This window comes from Variovorax nitratireducens, assembly GCF_051216545.1.
GTDB lineage: Bacteria > Pseudomonadota > Gammaproteobacteria > Burkholderiales > Burkholderiaceae_C > Variovorax.
Genome location: NZ_JBPJZO010000003.1, coordinates 506,433 through 522,778, shown reverse-complemented (window position 1 = coordinate 522,778; position 16,346 = coordinate 506,433). Strand labels below are relative to the sequence as shown.

The 16,346-nt window shown below is 64.5% G+C and carries 13 protein-coding genes; all 13 read left to right on the top strand.

Annotated elements, in window-relative coordinates:
- The first annotated feature begins 58 nt into the window (after nt 1–58).
- The 13 genes from ACSFA8_RS11710 (at nt 59) to ACSFA8_RS11650 (ending at nt 16,334) form a co-directional block, all read left to right on the top strand.
- The gene (locus ACSFA8_RS11710) at nt 59–1,138 is read left to right on the top strand and encodes a pilus assembly protein PilM (RefSeq protein WP_435479768.1); all 1,080 of its coding nucleotides are present in this window, start codon (nt 59–61) and stop codon (nt 1,136–1,138) included.
- On the top strand, nt 1,135–1,755 hold the full coding sequence (locus ACSFA8_RS11705) for a PilN domain-containing protein (RefSeq protein ID WP_435479667.1): 621 nt from the start codon (nt 1,135–1,137) through the stop codon (nt 1,753–1,755). Before ACSFA8_RS11710 ends, ACSFA8_RS11705 begins: the two co-directional genes overlap by 4 nt.
- 8 nt (nt 1,756–1,763) lie before the next feature.
- The gene (locus ACSFA8_RS11700) at nt 1,764–2,438 is read left to right on the top strand and encodes a type IV pilus inner membrane component PilO (RefSeq protein WP_435479666.1); all 675 of its coding nucleotides are present in this window, start codon (nt 1,764–1,766) and stop codon (nt 2,436–2,438) included.
- Complete coding sequence (locus ACSFA8_RS11695; RefSeq protein WP_435479665.1) at nt 2,435–2,974, top strand: pilus assembly protein PilP; 540 nt, start codon at nt 2,435–2,437, stop codon at nt 2,972–2,974. The genes ACSFA8_RS11700 and ACSFA8_RS11695 overlap by 4 nt, the downstream gene beginning before the upstream one ends.
- Entirely contained in the window at nt 2,971–5,121 is a 2,151-nt protein-coding gene (locus ACSFA8_RS11690; RefSeq protein ID WP_435479664.1) for a type IV pilus secretin PilQ, read from the top strand. The genes ACSFA8_RS11695 and ACSFA8_RS11690 overlap by 4 nt, the downstream gene beginning before the upstream one ends.
- 24 nt (nt 5,122–5,145) lie before the next feature.
- Nucleotides 5,146–5,694: a shikimate kinase gene (locus tag ACSFA8_RS11685; RefSeq protein ID WP_435479663.1), complete on the top strand. Its 549-nt coding sequence runs from the start codon at nt 5,146–5,148 to the stop codon at nt 5,692–5,694.
- A gap of 31 nt (nt 5,695–5,725) precedes the next feature.
- Entirely contained in the window at nt 5,726–6,826 is a 1,101-nt protein-coding gene (gene aroB / locus ACSFA8_RS11680) for a 3-dehydroquinate synthase (RefSeq protein WP_435479662.1), read from the top strand.
- A gap of 67 nt (nt 6,827–6,893) precedes the next feature.
- Nucleotides 6,894–8,027, top strand: a complete 1,134-nt coding sequence (locus ACSFA8_RS11675) for a deoxyguanosinetriphosphate triphosphohydrolase (protein WP_435479661.1) — start codon at nt 6,894–6,896, stop codon at nt 8,025–8,027.
- Entirely contained in the window at nt 8,024–9,268 is a 1,245-nt protein-coding gene (locus ACSFA8_RS11670; protein ID WP_435479660.1) for an MFS transporter, read from the top strand. Before ACSFA8_RS11675 ends, ACSFA8_RS11670 begins: the two co-directional genes overlap by 4 nt.
- A complete protein-coding gene (locus ACSFA8_RS11665) occupies nt 9,265–9,834 on the top strand; it encodes a DUF1415 domain-containing protein (protein WP_435479659.1) in 570 nt (189 codons plus the stop codon). The genes ACSFA8_RS11670 and ACSFA8_RS11665 overlap by 4 nt, the downstream gene beginning before the upstream one ends.
- The gene (locus ACSFA8_RS11660; protein ID WP_435479658.1) at nt 9,831–10,703 is read left to right on the top strand and encodes a class I SAM-dependent methyltransferase; all 873 of its coding nucleotides are present in this window, start codon (nt 9,831–9,833) and stop codon (nt 10,701–10,703) included. The genes ACSFA8_RS11665 and ACSFA8_RS11660 overlap by 4 nt, the downstream gene beginning before the upstream one ends.
- A gap of 15 nt (nt 10,704–10,718) precedes the next feature.
- Nucleotides 10,719–11,414: a transposase gene (locus tag ACSFA8_RS11655; protein WP_435479657.1), complete on the top strand. Its 696-nt coding sequence runs from the start codon at nt 10,719–10,721 to the stop codon at nt 11,412–11,414.
- Nucleotides 11,415–11,594: 180 nt separating this feature from the next.
- Nucleotides 11,595–16,334: a glutamate synthase-related protein gene (locus ACSFA8_RS11650; RefSeq protein WP_435479656.1), complete on the top strand. Its 4,740-nt coding sequence runs from the start codon at nt 11,595–11,597 to the stop codon at nt 16,332–16,334.
- Nucleotides 16,335–16,346: the final 12 nt, after the last annotated feature.

The window sequence follows — 16,346 nt, the reverse complement described above, 5'->3', positions numbered from 1 at the left end:
TGATAGCATGCAACCACTCGCAAATATTTCCAATCGTTACAAACGGATGGGATCGAACTTGACTGCTCTGGGATCGTTGTTTCGTCGTCAGCCTGCGCCTTTGCTCGGGTTGGACGTCAGTTCGTCCAGCGTCAAGCTGGTTGAACTTGGCCGTGATGCCTCCGGCAAATTCGTGCTCGAGCGCTGCGCGATCGAGCCTTTGGAGCGCGGTTGGATCACCGACGGCAACGTCGAGAAGTTCGACGAAGTGGCCGAAGCGGTGCGCCGCGTGGTGCGCAAGAGCGGTACCCGCACCAAGAATGTCGCTCTGGCGCTACCGCCATCGGCGGTAATCACCAAAAAGATCGTCCTGCCGGGTGGCATGAGCGAGCAGGAACTCGAAATCCAGGTCGAGTCCGAAGCCAATCAATACATTCCGTTCTCGCTTGACGAAGTGAGTCTCGACTTCTGTGTCATGGGCCAGAACGCAAATTCGGCCGGCGATGTGGAGGTCCTGATTGCGGCGTCGCGCAAGGAGAAGGTTCAGGATCGCCAGGGGTTGGCCGAAGCGGCCGGCCTCAAGGCGATGATTCTGGATGTGGAGTCCTACGCCTCGCGCCTCGCGACGGCGCGCCTGATCGAGCAGCTGCCGGGCCAGGGCCGCGATGCCGTGGTTGCCTTGTTCGAAGTTGGGGCGTACACGACCAGCATGCAGGTGCTGCGCAACCAGGAAGTCCTGTACGACCGCGATCAGGCTTTCGGCGGGGCGCAACTGACACAACTGATCGTGCGCCAGTACGGTTTTTCTGCCGAAGAAGCCGAGACGAAGAAGCGCAGCGGCGACCTGCCTGATGACTACGGTGCTGGTGTGCTCAAGCCATTCGTGGCGAGCATCGCGCAGGAAATCGCCCGCGCCTTGCAGTTCTTCTTTACGAGTACGCCGCACAACCGCGTCGACTATGTCCTGCTGGCGGGCGGTTCCGCGGCATTGCCCGGCCTGACCAGCGCTGTAACACGTCAGACGTCGTTCGCCTGTTCCCTGGTGAATCCGTTCGACGGAATGGAGTTTGGCACCGGCATCCGGGAGAAGAAGGTGCGGCGCGAGGCGCCGTCCTATCTGACCTCCTGCGGCCTGGCAATGCGGAGGTTTGTGCAGTGATTCTCATCAATCTGCTTCCGCACCGCGAGGCGGCGCGCAAGCGTCGCCGCGAGACTTTTTACGCGTCGCTCGGCGCCGCTGCCTTGGCAGGGGGGCTCATCGCGGGTGCTGCCTATGTCTGGTACGAAGCCCAGATTTCTGGTCAACAGGGTAAAAATACCTACCTGCAATCCGAAATCACCAAGCTTGAAGCCGAGATCAAAGAGATTTCAACCCTTCAATCCGAGATTGCCGCCCTGCGAGCGCGTCAACAGGCCGTCGAAGACCTCCAGGGCGACCGCAATCTGCCGGTGCACCTGCTGAACGAACTGGTCAGGCAGCTGCCAGACGGGGTTTATCTCTCCAACATGAAGCAGGAAAACCAGGCGGTCACCCTGCAGGGGGTCGCGCAGTCGAATGAGCGTGTCTCGGAACTGCTGCGCAATCTCGGCAACAACAGCCCGTGGCTCGTCAAGCCTGAACTGGTGGAGATCACTGCGGGAACCGTGGCGCTGAGTCCGCGCGATCAACGCAGGGTCGCCAACTTCACGATGCGGATCGGGGTCAAGCGACCCACGGATGCACAGAAACCACCGCCCGGCGCGATCCCCGTCGCCGCCCCTGCGGCAAAAGGATAGGAGCAGCCATGGCCACACGACGCTCCGCCCCGAACATCGACCTTGCCGCGTCAATGCGCCAGTTCGGCGATCAGTTTCGCGGTCTCAATCCGAACGACCCCTCTGTCTGGCCGGCGGTACCGCGCTATGCACTGTGCGTTCTGGTGACGATCCTGGTGCTGGTCGCGCTCTGGTTCGTCTGGCTCACCAATTCGAACGACGCGCTCGAAGCCGAGCGGGCGAAAGAAGTAGTGCTGCGGGCCGACTACCAGAAGAAGGTGGCCCAGGCCGCCAATCTTGACTTGCTCAAGAAGCAGCGTGAGCAAGTGCAGCAATACGTGACCTTGCTGGAAAAGCAGCTGCCCAGCAAAGCCGAAATGGACGCTTTGTTGTCCGACATCAACCAGGCCGGACTCGGCCGCAGTCTTCAATTCGAGTTGTTTCGCCCGGGGCAAGTGGTCGTGAAGGACTACTACGCCGAGTTGCCGATCGCCGTGCGCGTGACCGGCCGGTATCACGACATGGGTGCGTTCGCAGCCGACATTGCCAATCTGTCGCGCATCGTGACCCTGAACAATCTCTCCGTGGTTCCGCAGAAGGATGGCGGGCTGACGATGGATGCGACGGCGCGTACCTTCCGCTACCTCGACCAGGATGAGCAGGCGGCCCAGAAGAAGGCTGCCGCACCCGGAGCCAAGAAATGAAATTTATCCATTTGGTCGGGCTGACTGCCGCTGTGGTCGGTCTGAGTGGATGTGGCGGCTCGGATCGGGAAGAACTGCAACGTTGGATGTCTGACCAGCGCGCGCAGGTGCGGCCCACCGTTGCACCCATCTCCGAGCCCAAGAAGTTCACGCCGCAGGCCTACACCGAGGTTGCGTCGATGGAGCCTTTCAATATCCAGAAGCTGACCCAGGCGCTTCGCCGCGATTCGAATCAGCCCAGTACGTCGGGGTTGATAGCGCCCGAACTGGCGCGCCGCAAGGAAGCTCTGGAAGCTTTCCCGCTCGACTCGATGGCCATGGTCGGCAGCCTGAACCGCAACAGCAAGCCGGTGGCGCTGATCAGCGTCGACAAGCTGCTCTACCAAGTGCGGGTCGGCGATCATCTGGGACTCAATTACGGGCTCATCACCCGCATCAGTGAAACCGAACTCGGCTTGCGTGAAATCGTGCAGGACGCCGCCGGTGAATGGATCGAACGCGTGGCGACGCTGCAGTTGCAAGAGAGGTCGAAATGAAGCAAGAACAAACCCCTATCGCCACATGGCTGCGCGCCGCCGGCGCGATGCTGCTGGCCCTTGGCGCTGCCGCTGCAGTGCATGCGCAGAACGCCATCGAAGCCGTCACCACTTCGATGCAGTCGGGCTCCGAGGTGATCCGCATCGACCTGACGCAGCCCCTGACGGCGCCGCCGACCGGCTTCGCCATCCAGACGCCGGCGCGCATCGCGCTGGACTTCCCCGGTGTCACCAATGCCATCGGCCGCTCCGCCATCGATGTGAACCAGGGGAATCTGCGTTCGGTCAACGTGGTGCAGGCTGGTGAGCGCACGCGTCTGGTCTTGAACCTCAAGCAGGCGACTGCGTACAAGACCGAGATCCAGGGCAAATCGCTGCTGGTCTCGCTGGAGCCGGTTGCCGGCCCGGCGCTCGTGGCCTCTGCGCAGGGTGCGTTCGCCGAGAACCGCAATCGCGACATGCTGCCATTGCGCGACGTCGATTTCCGTCTGGGTTCCGACCACACCGGTCGCGTGATCGTCGACCTGCCGAACAACCAGGTCGGTGTCGACATCCGCCAGCAAGGCAAGAACCTGGTGGTCGAATTCACCAAGTCGACCTTGCCCGAGGGCCTGCGCCGGCGCCTCGATGTGGCCGATTTCGGCACGCCCGTGCAGCTCATCACCACGCAGCAATCGGGTGACCGCGTGCGCATGATCATCGAGCCGAAGGGCGAATGGGAGCACAGCGCCTACCAGAGCGAGAACCAGTTCGTGGTCGAGGTGCGCCCACGCAAGATCGATCCGACCAAGCTCACGCAAGGCGTCGGCTACAACGGCGAAAAGCTCTCGCTCAACTTCCAGAACATCGAGATCCGCTCGCTGCTGCAGGTGATCGCCGACTTCACCAACTTCAACATCGTGACTTCCGACTCCGTCACCGGGGCGCTCACGCTCCGCTTGAAGGACGTGCCCTGGGATCAGGCACTGGACATCATCATGCAGGCCAAGAACCTCGGCATGCGCAAGAACGGCAGCGTGCTGTGGATCGCGCCCAAGGACGAGATCAATGCCAAGGAAAAGCTCGAGTTCGAGGCCAAGGCCGCGATCGAGAATCTGGAGCCGCTGCGCACCCAGTCGTTCCAGCTGAACTACACCAAGGCACTGGTGATCGCCGGCGGCCTGACCGGTAGCGGCGCTTCCGCAGGCGGTGGCGGTGGTGGTTCAAGTACAACGCGGATCCTCAGTGCCCGCGGCAGCGTGATCGCGGAGTCGCGCACCAACCAGCTGTTCGTGTCCGACATTCCATCCCGCCTGGCGCAGGTTGCAGAATTGATCGTGAAGCTGGACGTGCCGGTGCGCCAGGTGCTGATCGAGGCGCGCATCGTCGAGGCGTCGGACACCTTCGGAAAATCGCTGGGCGTGAAGCTCGGCGGCGGCGCTGCGGGTGCGAGCGTCGGCTCGGCCAACGGCAACCGGGTGTTCGGCAACCTGGGTGTTATGCCGGTCGTGACCGCAGCCACTGCCACCACTGCGGGAAGCGCACTCACCACCTTCACGAACCAGAACTTCATCAACTTGCCGGCAACCAGCCCTAGCGGCAGCGGTAACGCGCCGGGCACGTTTGCGATCTCGCTGTTCAACTCCAGCTTCTCGCGCATGCTGAACCTTGAAATCTCCGCGCTCGAAGCCGATGGCAAGGGCAAGGTGGTGTCGAGCCCGCGTGTGGTGACGGCCGACCAGACCAAGGCGTTGATCGAGCAGGGCACTGAACTGCCGTACCAGGTGGCCACTTCCAGCGGCGCGACGTCGATTGCCTTCCGCAAGGCCAACCTGAAACTCGAAGTGACGCCGCAGATTACACCCGAGGGCAACATCATCCTGACGCTCGACGTCAACAAGGATACGGTCGGCCAGGCGACGACAGCCGGCTTTGCGATCAATACCAAGCACGTGCAAACCGAGGTGTTGGTGGAGAACGGCGGCACGGTGGTCATCGGTGGTATCTTCGAACTCACCGAATCCACTGACGAATCGCGCGTGCCGGTACTGGGTGAAGTGCCTGTTGTCGGTGCACTGTTCCGCACGCGCAATCGCACTGCCACAAAAACCGAAATGCTCGTCTTCATTACCCCGAAAATGATCACTGACCGCAACGCTGCGCGCTGACGCGCGCGGTGTTTGCTGAACCGCATGGCGGTCGCGCTCGTCGGCTTGCCCGGCGCCGGAAAATCTGCAGTGGGCCGGCGCCTCGGGCAGCGCCTGCAACTTCCTTTCATCGACAGTGACCAGGTCATCGAGCAGCGCGTCGGCTGCTCGATTCGCGACTACTTCGAGCGCGAGGGCGAGACTCGTTTCCGGGATGTCGAACAGGAGGTAATTGCCGACTTGTCGGCGAACCCCTCGGGCGTGGTGGCAACCGGCGGTGGCTCGGTGCTTCGCGAATGCAACCGCACACAACTGCGCGGTCATTTCCATGTCATCTACCTGCGCTCCACGCCGGAAGATCTGTTCCGGCGCCTGCGCCACGACGTCAAGCGCCCGCTGCTGCAGGTGGCCGACCCGCTGGGCCGCTTGCGCGAACTGCACAGCGCGCGCGATCCGCTTTACCGCGAAACCGCGCATGACGTGGTGGAGACGGGCCGGCCATCGGTCGCCATGCTCGTCAACATCATCGTGATGCAGCTTGAACTGGCCGGGATTGTCGTGCCCGAGCCGCCGCCCGAGCTTCCGCACGACTGACCGGGTTGCGCGCTGCGCCTAAACTCGGGGAATGCCCCTGAACGCCACCCTGGAACGTGTCGAGATCGAACTCGGCGATCGCAGCTATCAGATCCTGATCGGAAACGGGTTGATGGACGATCCGGGCAGCTACGACGCCTTGCCCGCCGCGACCAGCGCCATGGTCGTCAGCAACACCACGGTTTCGCCGCTCTATGCGCGGCGGCTGTGCACCGTGCTGCGCAAGCGCTTCCGCTCCGTGCACCTGCTGGAGCTGCCCGACGGCGAAGCCCACAAGGACTGGCCCACGCTCAACCTGATCTTCGACGCGCTGCTCAGCCATGGCTGCGACCGCAAAACAGTGCTGTTCGCGCTCGGCGGCGGGGTGGTCGGTGACATGACCGGTTTTGCAGCCGCCAGCTACATGCGCGGCGTGCCTTTCGTGCAGGTGCCGACCACCTTGCTGGCGCAGGTCGACTCATCGGTCGGCGGCAAGACGGCCATCAACCACCCGCTCGGCAAGAACATGATCGGCGCCTTCTACCAGCCGCAACTGGTGTTGTGCGACCTGGGCACGCTGGCCACGTTGCCGGCGCGCGAACTCAGCGCCGGCCTGGGCGAGATCATCAAGTACGGACCGATCTACGACATGGCGTTTTTCGACTGGATCGAAGCGAATGTCGATGCGCTGGTCGCGCGCGATCCCGAGGCGCTAGCCCATGCGGTGAAGCGCAGTTGCGAGATCAAAGCAGAGGTCGTCGGCCAGGACGAACGCGAGTCCGGCCTGCGCGCCATCCTCAACTTCGGCCATACCTTCGGCCATGCGATCGAGTCGGGCCTGGGCTACGGCGAATGGCTTCACGGCGAGGCGGTCGGCTGCGGCATGGTGATGGCGGCCCGGCTGTCGCAGCGCCTTGGCGGCGTCGACGAAGCTTTCGTTACGCGATTCACCGCGCTGGTCGAGCGCGCCGGCCTCCCGGTGGTGGGCCCCGCATTGGGGGCCGAGCGCTATCTCGAACTCATGCGCATCGACAAGAAATCCGAAGGCGGCGAGATCCGTTTCGTGCTGCTGGAGCGGCCCGGTTCTGCCGTGATGCGCCCTGCGCCCGAAGCACTGGTGCGCGAGGTGCTGGTGGAATGCTGCGCCGTTTGAGGGGGGCCATCGAAATTAGACCGGCCGGTGCCCGCAGGCCGGGCGATTCCGGCCTTTCGGGCTCAAGATGACAGCACTTCCCTGTTACGCCTGTGATCCCGCCCGTTCGCGCGGCCGCCGCCATCCTGAGCCACCTGCACCGACGCGCAACGCGTTCCAGCGCGACCGCGATCGGATCGTCCATTCGACCGCGTTTCGCCGGCTGGTTTACAAGACACAGGTCTTCCTCAACCACGAAGGCGACCTCTTTCGCACGCGTCTCACGCACTCGCTCGAGGTCGCGCAATTGGGCCGTTCGATCGCCCGCGCGCTGCAGCTCAACGAGGACCTCGTGGAGGCGATCGCGCTGGCGCACGACCTCGGCCACACGCCGTTCGGGCATGCGGGGCAGGACGCGCTCGATGCCTGCATGGCCGGGCATGGTGGCTTCGAGCACAACCTGCAAAGCCTGCGCATGGTCGACGAACTCGAGCACCGGTATCCGCAGTACGACGGCCTCAATCTGAGCTTCGAGACGCGCGAGGGCATCCTGAAACACTGCTCGCGTGTCAACGCCGAACGGCTCGAAGCGGCCGAGCCCGATGGTGTTGCGCGCCGTTTTCTCGATCGCATCCAACCCTCGCTGGAAGCGCAGCTTTGCAACCTGGCCGACGAGATCGCCTACAACGCCCACGACATCGATGACGGCGTGCGCTCGGGGCTGATCCGCATCGAGGATCTAGCCGAGGTCGACCTGTTCGAGCGCTACCGCGCCGAGACCATGGCCGACCACCCGCAACTGCAGGGCCGCCGCGTGCTGTACGAGGCCATCCGCCGCATGCTGAGCGCGCAGGTGTACGACGTGATCGACGCCACGCGCGCCGCCCTCGATGCCGCCGCACCCGTCGATGCCGATGTGGCGCGACGGGCCGGCCCGCTCGTGCTGTTCAGCACGGCCATGCGAGGCGAGTCGACGGCCCTGAAGCAGTTCCTGTTTCGCAACCTGTACCGGCACCCCCAGGTCATGCAAACCACCACACGAGCGCAGGAGGTTGTGAAAGAACTGTTCTTGGCTTACTGCGACACGCCCGACGAAATGGCGGATTCTTTTGCCGATCGCAGCGACCGGGAGCGCGCGGTGGCCGACTATATCGCCGGCATGACGGATCGTTTTGCGATGCGCGAGCACGAGCGCCTCACCGGGCGGCGCTGGGTGTTATGAACGCAGCGGCCGAACGATCGAGAGTGCCGGTCGCGGCGCTGGCCGTCATTGCGGCCGGTGTCGCCGTGGCCCTGCATCTCGGCAAGCTGCCACCCGCCGTGCCGGCCTTGCAGGCGAGCCTCGGCCTGACCCTGGTCGAGGCCGGCTTCATGCTGTCGCTGGTGCAACTGGCCGGCATGACGCTCGGCCTCGCGGTCGGGCTCGCGGCCGACACCATCGGGCTGCGCCGCAGCATGCTGATCGGGCTTTCGATCGTCACGCTGGCCAGCCTGCTCGGCGGTCTTGTCGGACACATCGGTGCGCCGCAGGTGGTGGTCTGGTTGCTGGCCCTGCGCGCACTCGAGGGCATGGGTTTCCTGCTGACCGTGATGCCGGCGCCAGGGTTGATCCGTGCGATGACGCCACCCGGCGCAGAGAAGGCCGCGATGGGCCTTTGGGGTGCCTACATGCCGCTCGGCGTCGCACTGGCACTGCTGTGCGGCCCGACCTTGATCGCCTGGGCGGGCTGGCCGGGGTGGTGGTGGGCGTTGGCACTGCTGTCGGCTGCCGCCACGCTATGGGTGGCCGTGGTGGTGCCGCCCGATCGCCTCCGTGCGGTCGCCACGGCCACCACGGGTTGGCCCGGCCGCTTGCGCACCACGCTCGGCGCGGCCGGACCATGGATTGTCTCGCTCGCCTTCGCGGTCTATTCGGCGCAATGGATGGCGGTGATCGGTTTTCTGCCCGCGATCTATGCAGGGGCCGGCGTGCCTTCCAACTGGAGCGCGGTGCTCACGGCGGTGGCCGCCGCCATGAACATCGTCGGTAACGTCGCGGGCGGCCGCTGGCTGCAGCAAGGTGCGGCGCCTGCCCGCCTGTTGCGGTGGGGCTTCTCTGCGATGGCGCTCGGCAGCCTGGCTGCTTTCGCCCAATGGGGGCAGGGCTCCGATGCAATGATGTTGCCGGCGGCTTTGCGCTATGTCGCAGTCTGTGTGTTTTCGCTGGCAGGCGGCATGGTGCCCGCCACGCTGTTCATGCTGTCGGTTCGACTGGCGCCGGGGCCTTCGACCGTGTCGACCACCGTTGGCATGATGCAGCAGGCCTCCGCGCTCGGGCAGTTCATCGCGCCCCCGCTGGTCGCCTGGATCGCGCATCGCGCTGGCGGCTGGCAGTGGACTTGGGTCGTCGCGCTGGCGTGTTCGCTGGTCGGTATCGCGCTGGCATCACGCCTGCCAGTGGCATCGCGGAGTGCCTTGGCATGACCCCCTCCGTGACTGCCGCGCAGGCGCTTGCCGACACCGAGCGCTGGCTGGCGCGCGCCGTGATCGGGCTCAACCTGTGCCCGTTCGCCAAGGCGGTGCATGTGAAGGGGCAGATCCACTGGGCGGTCTATCTGGCAGAGGATGAGCATCAACTGATCGATGCGCTGGTGGCCGAGGCCGAAGCCCTGGTCGCATGCGATGCGTCGGTGCGCGACACTACGCTTTTGATCGCACCTAACACCTTGCCTGACTTTCTCGATTTCAACGACTTTGCAGCGCGCGCCGAGCGCAAGCTGGCACGCGCCGGCTTCGATGGCGTGCTGCAGCTTGCCAGTTTTCATCCGCGGTTCCAGTTCGGCGGCACCGAGCTCGACGACATTGGCAATGCGACAAATCGCGCACCGTATCCCACGCTGCATCTGCTGCGCGAAGACAGCGTAAGCCGCGCAGTCGACGCGTTCCCCGAAGCCGAAGCCATCTTCGAACGCAATATCGATACATTGCAGGCGCTGGGCCACGCAGGCTGGGCCGCGCTCGATGTCGGCCCCGGAGCGGCCACGCCATGAAGACGCTCGCGAAACCCGCCCGGGCCGCCCGAGCCGAAGCCGAACTGGCCGAGGCGGTACGCCCGGGCCAGTCGGTCGAGTTGCTCAAGGCGTTGCACATCCTCACGCGCGAGGGCCGGCTCAACCAGGACTCGCGGCGCAAGCTCAAGCAGGTCTATCACCTGTTCCAGTTCATCGAAAAGCTGCTGCGCGAGTTGCCGGGAGAGGGCGCGCAGGCCACGCTGGCCGATCATGGCGCCGGCAAGTCGTACCTCGGCTTCATCATCTATGACCTGTTTTTCAAGGCGCTGGGCGGGGGCCGGGTCTATGGCATCGAAACGCGCAGCGAATTGGTTGTGCAATCGAAGGCGCTGGCGACGCGGCTCGGCTTCGATCGCATGGCGTTCTTGAACCTGACGGTGGCCGAGTCGGCCGACTCGCCCGAATTACCGGCGCAGATCGACGTGGTTACGGCGTTGCACGCCTGCGACACGGCGACCGACGACGCGATCGCGTTCGGCCTGGCCAAGCAGGCGCGTTTCATGGTGCTGGTGCCATGTTGCCAGGCCGAGGTCGCGGCCTGCCTGCGGGAAACGAAGGCGTTGGCGCTGGCGCGCACGCCGCTGGCCGAGCTGTGGCGCCATCCGCTGCACACGCGCGAAATCGGCAGCCAGCTCACCAACGTGCTGCGCTGCCTGCTGCTGGAAGCGCATGGCTACCAGGTCACGGTGACCGAACTTGTCGGCTGGGAGCACAGCATGAAGAACGAGTTGATCATCGCGCGCCACACCGGGCAGCGCAAAGCCGGCGCCGCGCAACGGCTGCGCGAGTTGCTGTCGCAATTCGGGCTGGACGCGCTGCTGGAGACGCGTTTCCGCCTGCCGGCCTGAGCCGGAGCACTTGCCATGGCGCGTCTGCCCCGCCTTACGCTTGCGGATCAGCCGCACCATGTGATCCAGCGCGGCAACAACCGGCAGCCGATCTTTCTCGACGCCACCGACCGCGAGCGCATGCTGGCCCTGCTGGCCGAACACGCGCCGCGCTTCGGCGTGGCGCTGCATGCCTATGTGCTCATGGGCAACCACTTCCATCTGCTGGCCACGCCCGGCACCCAGGACGGCTTGCCGAAATTGATGCAGGCCGTCGGGCGCAGCTATGTGCGCTGGTTCAACGACCGGCACCAGCGCACCGGCACGCTGTGGGAGGGGCGCTATCGCTCCACGCTGATCCAGACCGATCGCTACCTGCTCGCGTGCATGGCCTACATCGACCTCAATCCGGTCCGCGCCGGCCTGGTTGCGGAACCACGCGACTTTCCGTGGTCGAGCCACAACCACTACATCGGCCTGAACACCGACCGGCTTGTCACACCGCATCCGCTTTACTGGGCGCTGGGCAACACACCGTTTGCCCGCGAGGCGGCTTACGTGGATCTGGTGCGCGCCGGCATTCCGTTGCGTGATCAGACCCTGCTGACGGAAGCCACGCTTCAAGGCTGGGCCGCCGGCGACGCCGGCTTTGTCGAGAAATTGCAAGCGGCCACGCCGCGCCGCGTCGCCAAGGCCCGGGCCGGGCGTCGACCCAAAGAATCTTCACCATGAACGAACCCCGAGGGTCGTTGGTCAGGCGTGAGCGGTCAGTATTTTAATATGTCCCTAATTAATACTTGAACAGTGGATTGGGGATTTAATTGGAATCTGACCCCTATTAAAGTTCTTGGCATTGTTTGTGCAACGCAATATCCTCCGTTTCCCTGCGAAAAAAATGAAGGAGTGCGCCCTATGACGACGGATGCCGAGATCCAACACCTGGAACAACACGGGCTGTATTCGTCCGCGAACGAGCATGACGCTTGCGGCTTGGGCTTCGTGGCTCATATCAAGGGCGAAAAGCGGCACGACATCGTGACGCAGGCGCTCAAGATTCTTGAAAACATCGACCATCGGGGCGCAGTGGGCGCTGACAAACTGATGGGCGACGGCGCCGGCATCCTGATCCAGATTCCGGACGCGCTGTACCGCGAGGAGATGGGCAGGCAGGGCGTCGCCCTCCCGCCCTACGGTGAATATGGCGTTGGCATGATCTTCCTGCCGAAAGAGCATGCATCGCGCATGGCCTGCGAGCAGGAGATGGAGCGGGCGATCAAGGCCGAAGGCCAGGTGCTGCTGGGCTGGCGCGATGTGCCGGTCAACCGCGACATGCCGATGTCGCCAGCGGTGAAAAAGACGGAGCCGATCCTGCGCCAGGTATTCATCGGCCGCGGCAACGACGTGATCGTGCAGGACGCGCTGGAGCGCAAGCTGTACGTCATCCGCAAGACCGCCAGCGCCAATATCCAGAACCTGGAACTCAAGCACAGCAAGGAATATTACGTTCCGAGCATGTCGAGTCGCACCGTGGTCTACAAGGGGCTGCTGCTGGCCGACCAGGTGGGCGTGTACTACCTCGACCTTTCCGACGAGCGTTGCGTCTCGGCCATCGGCCTGGTGCACCAGCGCTTCTCGACCAACACCTTCCCCAAGTGGCCGCTGGCCCACCCGTACCGTTATGTCGCGCACAACGGCGAAATCAACACGGTGCGCGGCAACTACAACTGGATGAAGGCGCGCGAAGGCGTCATGTCTTCGCCGGTGCTCGCGGCCGACCTCAAGAAGCTGTATCCGATCAGCTTTGCCGGCCAATCCGACACCGCCACCTTCGACAACTGCCTCGAACTCATGACCATGGCCGGCTACCCGATCAGCCAGGCCGTGATGATGATGATTCCCGAGCCGTGGGAACAGCACGACACCATGGACGAGCGCCGCCGCGCGTTCTACGAGTACCACGCCGCCATGATGGAGCCGTGGGACGGCCCGGCGTCGATCGTCTTCACCGACGGCCGCCAGATCGGCGCCACGCTCGACCGCAACGGCCTGCGCCCCTCGCGCTACTGCGTGACCGACGACGACCTGGTCATCATGGCTTCGGAGTCCGGCGTGCTGCCGGTGCCGGAGCACAAGATCGTGCGCAAGTGGCGCCTGCAGCCCGGCAAGATGTTCCTGATCGACCTGGAGCAGGGCCGCATGATCGACGACGACGAGCTCAAGGCCTACGTCGTCAACACCAAGCCCTACAAGCAGTGGATCGAAAACCTGCGTATCAAGCTCGACAGCGTCGATGCGCCGGCCGCCGAAGTGCCTGCCAGCGCGGTCTCGCTGCTCGACCGCCAGCAGGCTTTCGGCTACACGCAGGAAGACATCAAGTTCCTCATGTCGCCGATGGCGCAGGCCGGCGAAGAGGGCATCGGCTCTATGGGCAACGACAGCCCGCTGGCGGTGCTCTCGAGCAAGAACAAGACGCTCTACAACTACTTCCGCCAGATGTTCGCGCAGGTGACGAACCCGCCGATCGATCCGATCCGCGAAGCGATCGTGATGTCGCTCAACAGCTTCATCGGGCCGAAGCCGAACCTGCTGGACATCAACCAGGTCAACCCGCCGATGCGGCTTGAAGTGAGCCAGCCGATCCTCGACTTCGCCGACATGGCGAAGTTGCGTGACATCGAGCGCCACACCCAGGGCAAGTTCCGCAGCTCCACGCTCGACATCACCTACCCGGTCGACTGGGGCCGCGAGGGCATCGAAGCCAAGCTCGCGTCGCTGTGTGCCGAGGCGGTCGATGCGATCAAGGGCGGCAGCAACATCCTGATCGTGAGCGACCGTGCCATCAGTGCCACGCAGGTGGCGATTCCGGCCTTGCTTGCCTCGAGCGCCATTCACCAGCATCTGGTGCGCGAAGGTTTGCGCACCACCGCCGGCCTCGTGGTCGAAACCGGCAGCGCGCGCGAAGTGCATCACTTCGGCGTGCTCGCGGGCTACGGCGCTGAAGCCGTGCATCCGTACCTGGCGATGGAAACGCTCGCCTCGATGCATGCCGACCTGCCGGGCGACCTGTCGGCCGAGAAGGCAATCTACAACTACGTCAAGGCGATCGGCAAGGGCCTGTCGAAGATCATGTCCAAGATGGGCGTGAGCACCTACATGAGCTATTGCGGCGCCCAGCTGTTCGAAGCCATCGGCCTCAACAACGACACGATCGGCAAGTATTTCACGGGCACCGCGAGCCGCGTCGAAGGCATCGGCGTGTTCGAGATCGCCGAGGAAACGCTGCGCATGCATGCGGCAGCGTTCAGCGACGATCCGGTGCTTACCAGCATGCTCGACGCCGGCGGCGAGTACGCGTGGCGCACGCGCGGCGAAGACCACATGTGGACGCCCGATGCCATCGCCAAGCTGCAGCACAGCACGCGTGCCAACAACTGGAGCACCTACAAGGAATACGCCCAGATCATCAACGACCAGAGCCGCCGCCACATGACCCTGCGCGGCCTGTTCGAGTTCAAGATCGATCAGGCCAAGGCGATCCCCGTCGAAGAGGTCGAGTCTGCGGCCGAAATCGTCAAGCGCTTCGCCACGGGTGCCATGTCGCTCGGCTCGATTTCGACCGAAGCGCACTCGACGCTGGCCGTGGCCATGAACCGCATCGGCGGCAAGAGCAACACCGGCGAGGGCGGCGAGGATCCGGCGCGCTACCGCAACGAACTCAAAGGCATTCCGGTCAAGCTCGGCGACACGCTCAAGAGCGTGATCGGCGAGGCCAACGTCGAGGTCGACCTGCCGCTGAAGGCCGGTGATTCGCTGCGTTCGAAGATCAAGCAGGTGGCATCGGGCCGCTTTGGCGTCACGGCCGAATACCTGAGCTCGGCCGACCAGATCCAGATCAAGATGGCGCAGGGTGCGAAGCCCGGCGAAGGCGGCCAGCTGCCCGGCGGCAAGGTCACCGAATACATCGGCAAGCAGCGTTACTCGGTGCCGGGCGTGGGCCTGATCTCGCCGCCGCCGCACCACGACATCTACTCAATCGAAGACCTGGCGCAGCTGATCCACGACCTCAAGAACGTCGCGCCGCACGCCAGCATCAGCACCAAGCTGGTCAGCGAAGTGGGCGTGGGCACGGTCGCCACCGGCGTCACCAAGTGCAAGAGCGATCACATCGTGATCGCGGGCCACGACGGCGGCACGGGCGCCTCGCCCTGGTCATCGATCAAGCATGCCGGTGGTCCCTGGGAAATCGGCCTGGCCGAAACCCAGCAGACGCTGGTGCTGAACCGCCTGCGTGGTCGCGTGCGCGTGCAGGCCGACGGCCAGATGAAGACCGGCCGCGACGTCGCAATCGGCGCGCTGCTCGGCGCCGACGAGTTCGGCTTCGCCACGGCGCCGCTGATCGTCGAGGGCTGCATCATGATGCGCAAGTGCCACCTCAACACCTGCCCGGTGGGCGTGGCCACGCAAGACCCGGTGCTGCGCAAGAAGTTCTCGGGAAAGCCCGAGCACGTCGTCAACTACTTCTTCTTCATCGCGGAAGAAGTGCGCCAGATCATGGCCCAGCTCGGCATCCGCAAGTTCGACGACATGATCGGTCGTGCCGACCTGCTGGACATGAAGAAGGGCATCTCGCACTGGAAGGCGAGCGGCCTCGATTTCAGCCGCCTGTTCGCGCTGCCCGACGTGCCGGCCGACGTGCCGCGCTACCACGTCGAAAACCAGGATCACGGCCTTGAGCACAACCTCGATACCAAGCTCATCGAGAAGTCGCGCGCGGCGATCGACAAGGGCGAGAAGGTGCAGTTCATCGAGATCGCGCGCAACGTGAACCGCACGGTCGGCGCCAAGCTGTCGGGCGCGCTCACTCGGGTGCACCCCGAGGGCTTGCCGGACGATTCGATCCGCATCCAGCTCGAAGGCACCGGCGGGCAATCGTTCGGCGCTTTCCTGGCACGCGGCATCACGCTGTACCTGATCGGCGACGCCAACGACTACACCGGCAAGGGCCTCTCCGGCGGTCGTATCGTGGTGCGGCCCAGCCTCGAGTTCCGCGGCGAGGCGGTGCGCAACACCATCGTCGGCAACACCGTGATGTACGGCGCCACCACCGGTGAGGCGTACTTCTGCGGCGTGGCCGGCGAGCGCTTCGCGGTGCGGCTGTCGGGCGCGACCGCGGTGGTCGAGGGCACCGGCGACCATGGCTGCGAATACATGACCGGCGGCACCGTCGCGGTACTCGGCAAGACCGGTCGCAACTTTGCGGCCGGCATGAGCGGTGGCGTCGCCTTCGTCTACGACGAAGACGGCCGCTTCGCCTCGCGCTGCAACCTGTCGATGGTGTCGCTCGAGAAGGTGTTGACCTCGGCCGAGCAGACCGCGAGCATGCACCGCAAGAACTGGCATGGCGGCCAGACTGACGAGGCGCAGCTCAAGAAGCTGCTCGAAGAGCATCACCGCTGGACCGGCAGCAAGCGCGCGCGCGAGTTGCTCGACGACTGGGCCACCGCCCGCACGAAGTTCGTGAAGGTGTTCCCGAACGAATACAAGCGCGCGCTCGGCGAGATCCACGACCGAAAGGTCGAGCTCGCCAGCAGCGGCAACGACGCGCATGCCGGCCTTGAGCCGCACGCAGTGCGCACGCCGGCCAAGGTCTGATCCGCCGCGGTA